Source organism: Bacillus sp. PSXD-155, assembly GCF_049310765.1.
Lineage (GTDB): Bacteria > Bacillota > Bacilli > Bacillales > Bacillaceae_G > Bacillus_A > Bacillus_A cereus.
Map to the genome: position 1 here is coordinate 1 of NZ_JBMOWC010000108.1, position 5,050 is coordinate 5,050.

Sequence of the window (5,050 nt, forward strand, 5' to 3'; positions counted from 1 at the left end):
CAATACACTCAAATTTATACTATAAAATCATTTTAATATGAAAAATTGGAATGAAAAGAAAGGAGAGGAATATGAATAAAGATGTCGCTTTGAAATGATTATTATCATTTCATTAGGAGTTGATGTAAAAAGATGAAGAGATACGAAGAATTGGATTCTATAAGAGGGATTTCTTCATTAATAGTAATGATCGGTCATCATTTAATGATTTTTTCAGCATTTCAAAATTACAGTTATGAAGATAATAAACCATTTGTTGTGTATCTATTAAAAGAAACGCCTGCTCGTCTTATTTTTAGTAGTGGTAACGAATCTGTTATTATCTTTTTTGTTTTGAGCGGATTTGTTTTGTATGAATCTATTCAAAAAACCTATAGTAGCTATGGGTCATACCTTTTAAAACGTATATGCAGAATATATATTCCCTATATTGTGGCAATAATTATAGCTATTATATGCCAGGCTACAATTAGTGAATATGGTATTTCTTATTTAAGTGAATGGTTTAATCGCTCATGGACGATTGAAAGTTCTCCAAGCTTAATAGCGCAACATATTTTATTGGTTGGGAAATATAATACAGATGCATATAACGGTGTGATTTGGTCACTTGTCCATGAAATGCGAATATCAATAATTTTTCCGTTAATTTTGATGATTTGTTTACGAAAAACGTTAAGGTGTTCATTACTATTATTGTTTAGTTTTAGTATATGTTCTGTCGTAATATTATTTTTGTTTCGCTCGGGCTTAACATTAACAAGCTATGCATTAACGTTGCATTATACGGTGCTGTTTTTATTGGGGGCACTAGTTGCAAAGTATAAAAATAATTTAATAGTTTTTTATAGTAATTGTACTAAAAACACGAAAATTGCATGGTTTTTATTTGCGATTTTACTTTTTATGTATGAAGGACTTATTGGAGAAATTAAAGTACTCAATAATTTTATATTTCGAGACTACGTAGTGGCGATAAGTGCAAGTCTATTTGTCATATTAAGTTTGTCAATATCAACTTTGTCATCCTTGCTACGCAATAAATACTTGTTATATTTGGGGAAGATTTCTTACAGTCTTTATTTATACCATATTATATCGTTGTTTTCCCTTATATACATTTTCCATGAAATATTACCGTTGCCTATTATTTTAATTTTTTCACTTATATTTTCGTTTATACTTGCAATACTTTCGTATATATATGTAGAAAAATTTGCATTCAGAGTCGGAAAGTATGTAACAAAACAAGTGGATAGAAAGAAGAGAGGGGTATCTGTAAAGAGTGACTTGCAGGATGTTATTCAGAAAAGGGCGGTGAAATAATTGAAGCAAGAAATGAGTATAAAAGATTTTCAACAATTATTGAAAAGAAGATTCGTAACGATTATTTTAACGATGTGTTGTTTAACCGCTTCTTTAGTTCTTATCTCTATGTATGTTTTAAAGCCGTCATATCAATATTCAACGCAAATTCTTGTTGGGAATTTAGATGAGTTTAATAAGGAAAATTCAACAAATAAAACACAAGAAAATAAGCAACTAGTAACATCGTATGTTGATATTTTAAAAAGCCCATTAATTATTTCAACAGTCAAAAAAACTTTGAAATTAGAGCAATCAAGTTATGAATTAGCACAAAAAATCTCGGTAGTGAATACGGACAATTCACAAATTGTAACTGTCACAGTAAAAGATTCCAATCCGAAAGTTGTGAAAGACATTGTAAAGACATTGGCAGAGCAATCACAACAAAGTTTTCAACAGTACACAAATGTACAAGGTGTGAAAGTGTTGACGGATCCTGAGTTACAGGAACAGGCTGAAAAATTATTTCCGAAATTTCAACTGATCATTCCTATTTCTTTAATTGTTAGTTTTTTTGTTGGGATAGGTTTAGCTGTATTTCGAGATTATTTTGATGAACGTATATACACGGAACAAGATTTAGAGAAAATAACAACAGTCTCTGTTATTGGTCACATAAATGTGAAACCGAATAGAAAACAGAAATCTACAGAGATTGATAAACAATCATCTATATATCGAGGTGAACATGTCGATGTTTAGGACAAAGAAACAGCTGCCATTCGATTTGCATGATGATCTGATGAAAGAGCAGTTTTATACGGTGTATCACGAGCTGAAAAAATCTGGAAAACAACTATTCACAGTTAGTTCAACGAAGGACAGAGGGGTTGTTGCCTCACTTATAGTAAATATGGGTCTAGTGTTTGCAGAAATGAAGAAAAAGGTGTTACTTATTGATGTGAATTTTTCTGACCCTAAATTACATGTATTATTACAAAGTGATCACATGATAACCGTAAACGATATAATAAGCTCTTTCCCCTGCAATTATGAATCTTTTTCTAGTAATTTGTCTAAATACTTATATTGTATTCCTGCAAAAAAAACAGTACACACAGGGACGCCCTTAGTTGCTATGGATGAATTTGATAATGCGATTGCTAAGTGGAAAGAAGATTTTGATTACATTTTCTTTTATTCTTCTGAAGTATTTGATCTTCCTGCTACGCACATTATTGCAGAGAAATGCGATGGAATGGTCTTAGCAGTTAAAAAGCGAAAAGATTCACTACGTACAGTGCAAAAAGTAATAGCGGATATAAATAGGAAAGAATGTGAATTAATAGGTATAATTTTATATTCTTGAATGTGGGGGTAACGATCCATGATTCGTGAAACAAATCAAGCCAAGTTGTATACGATTCCGGCTCAAGAAAAGCCTAGCATATTGAATCGAAGTGTAAAACGCTTGTTTGATATTATATTTTCAATCATATTGTTACTATTAACGATACCAATTATGTTGTTCTTTTGTATTATGATTACTTTAGAAACATCAGGGGCTCCAATTTACTTTCAAGAACGTTTAGGTATAAACGGGAAGAAGTTTAATGTATTTAAATTAAGATCAATGGTAAAGGATGCTGAAATAAATGGCCCACAATGGGCAAAAGAACATGATTCAAGAATTACAAAAGTTGGATTGTTTATAAGAAAAACGAGAATTGATGAATTACCACAACTTTTAAATATTTTAAGAGGAGATATGTCTTTTGTAGGCCCTAGACCAGAGAGAGAGTTTTTTTATAATGAGTTTGATACGTTTATTCCAGAATTTAAGGATCGTTTAATGGTAAAACCAGGATTAACAGGATGGGCACAAATAAATGGAGGATATAATCTTGATCCAAAGGAAAAGTTGAGGCTGGACATGGAGTATATTGAAATGAAAACATTTCGGATGGACATCCGTATTTTATGTAAAACCGTTTTAATTGTATTGAACGGTAATGGTGCAAGATAAATATATATGTAAACAAACAACATATGTAAGTAGGTTACTTGCAAAGGAGAACTTGTATGGGTAGATCTATTCTAAACAATATTATCCATCTATTTTATAGTACGATTTTAGCTAACCTTCTTCAGGCCGTCAGTTTAATTGTTTTAGCAAACTTTTTTAACGCACAACATTATGGGATGTTTAGTGTTGCCATAGCAGTGACGTTTGTTATGTTATTTTTTACAGACTTAGGACTTAGTAATACGTTTCTTCGAGAAGGGGCAAAAGATGGAGCAGATTTAGAGAAGATTTTATCATCGTATATAAAAATAAGGATGATTCTACTTATTCTTATTTCTATAATCGGTTATATTGTTATTCATTATATGTATGCGGATAAAAATTTAATTTATATGATGATAAACGTAATGTTTTTCATGTTAATAGGATTAACTTGGCAAAACATAGGAATTGCCTATTTTCAACTGACGGAACGTATGAAGTATATAGCGCTCATTAAAGTTGTATCAGCATCGGTTGTCATTATAATTACATGTTTTTGTATTTTCGGAGAGTTACCGGTGTATGTAACGGCTCGCTTATATGCTTTTGGGTATATGATCGGTGGTTTATTCAGTATATATATCATGAGAAGAAAGACGAAAATGAATATGAAAGTCGTAATTCATAAAGCTTTATTTTGGCAATTAACTCCCTTTATTATTAGCGGTTTTTTAATAATGAGTACGCCACAATTAGCACCTATCTTGCTTAACTATACATTGCCATTAAGTATGGTAGGTGTTTTTGCAGTGGCGTACCGGATGCCGGCAGCTTTATATCAAGTACCAGGGGTAATTGCAGGTGCATTTTTTCCAGTGCTCTTTAAGCATTATAACCAGAATAATATAGAAGAGCATACGAAATTAAATTTGCTTCAAATTAAATCAATGGCGATTGTAGGAATATGTATGACGATCGGTTTATATCATTTAGCACCATACTTTATTTCTATATTTTTTCATGAAGAATGGAGCAATGCAGTAGAGCCACTCCAAATATTATCATTTTTTATTGTGCTACAAAGTTTAAATATTGCTATTGCTGACGGTTTAACGACGAGTGGATGTCAAAATAAGAGAACTGTTGTGCAGTGTGTAGCATTGGTGATAGGTGGGGTTATGCTTTATAGCTTTAGTAGTATTGGTGGAGTGATAGGAGCGGCATATGCTATGGTTTTATTTGAAATCGTCGCTTTAGTGGGATACATAGCGGTAAGTGTAGTGAAGAAAAAAATTGTATTCCAAATTGTAATACCGTATACAATTTATTTTGGTGTAACCTTTATTGGAGTGCAATATATATTGCATACATATCATTTAATTGCGCTTGTTCTTAATATACTAATCGTAGTAGCTGCCATATTCCTATATGATTATGAGCTGAAAAAACTTCTTCTTTCTTTTATAAGAAAAATACGCAAAAAGGATTATATTACGAAACAGGGGATATAGCCTATGGAAAATAATATGAAAGTATCGATGGGATGGATTATTCTTCTAATATTATTTGTTATGTTAAGTAAATACAATTTATATATTGGATTTTCATTGAAGATATATATGATTTTTTTAGTCATATATTTTTGTTTAACAATTAAAAACTTTCATATTCAAAAGTTATATTTTCATGAAGTTGTATTTTTACTGTTTTATTTCATTTATTGTTTAAGTGGAA

Annotated in this window: 5 protein-coding genes and 1 pseudogene; all 6 read left to right on the forward strand. The window is 31.0% G+C overall.

Going from position 1 to position 5,050, the window contains the following annotated elements:
* Window positions 1-132: 132 nt before the first annotated feature.
* Entirely contained in the window at window positions 133-1,326 is a 1,194-nt protein-coding gene (locus tag ACO6VI_RS32620; RefSeq protein WP_088020769.1) for an acyltransferase family protein, read from the forward strand.
* The gene (locus ACO6VI_RS32625; protein WP_000807062.1) at window positions 1,327-2,070 is read left to right on the forward strand and encodes a YveK family protein; all 744 of its coding nucleotides are present in this window, start codon (window positions 1,327-1,329) and stop codon (window positions 2,068-2,070) included. It abuts the gene before it with no gap.
* Window positions 2,057-2,677 carry a CpsD/CapB family tyrosine-protein kinase gene (locus ACO6VI_RS32630; RefSeq protein ID WP_140157235.1) on the forward strand — a complete coding sequence of 207 codons (621 nt, stop codon included), beginning with the start codon at window positions 2,057-2,059 and terminating at the stop codon, window positions 2,675-2,677. The genes ACO6VI_RS32625 and ACO6VI_RS32630 overlap by 14 nt, the downstream gene beginning before the upstream one ends.
* Before the next feature lie 18 nt (window positions 2,678-2,695).
* Entirely contained in the window at window positions 2,696-3,334 is a 639-nt protein-coding gene (locus tag ACO6VI_RS32635; RefSeq protein WP_065228552.1) for a sugar transferase, read from the forward strand.
* 56 nt (window positions 3,335-3,390) lie between these two features.
* Window positions 3,391-4,827 carry an oligosaccharide flippase family protein gene (locus ACO6VI_RS32640; RefSeq protein WP_140157236.1) on the forward strand — a complete coding sequence of 479 codons (1,437 nt, stop codon included), beginning with the start codon at window positions 3,391-3,393 and terminating at the stop codon, window positions 4,825-4,827.
* A gap of 3 nt (window positions 4,828-4,830) precedes the next feature.
* Window positions 4,831-5,050, forward strand: a pseudogene (locus ACO6VI_RS32645) (polysaccharide polymerase); the annotation flags it as partial.

Bases quoted from the DNA above. Each gene is read 5' to 3' on its own strand.
- ACO6VI_RS32635 (WP_065228552.1), top strand. From the start codon at position 2,696: ATGATTCGTGAAACAAATCAAGCCAAGTTGTATACGATTCCGGCTCAA.
- ACO6VI_RS32630 (WP_140157235.1), top strand. From the start codon at position 2,057: ATGTCGATGTTTAGGACAAAGAAACAGCTGCCATTCGATTTGCATGAT.
- ACO6VI_RS32640 (WP_140157236.1), top strand. From the start codon at position 3,391: ATGGGTAGATCTATTCTAAACAATATTATCCATCTATTTTATAGTACG.
- ACO6VI_RS32620 (WP_088020769.1), top strand. From the start codon at position 133: ATGAAGAGATACGAAGAATTGGATTCTATAAGAGGGATTTCTTCATTA.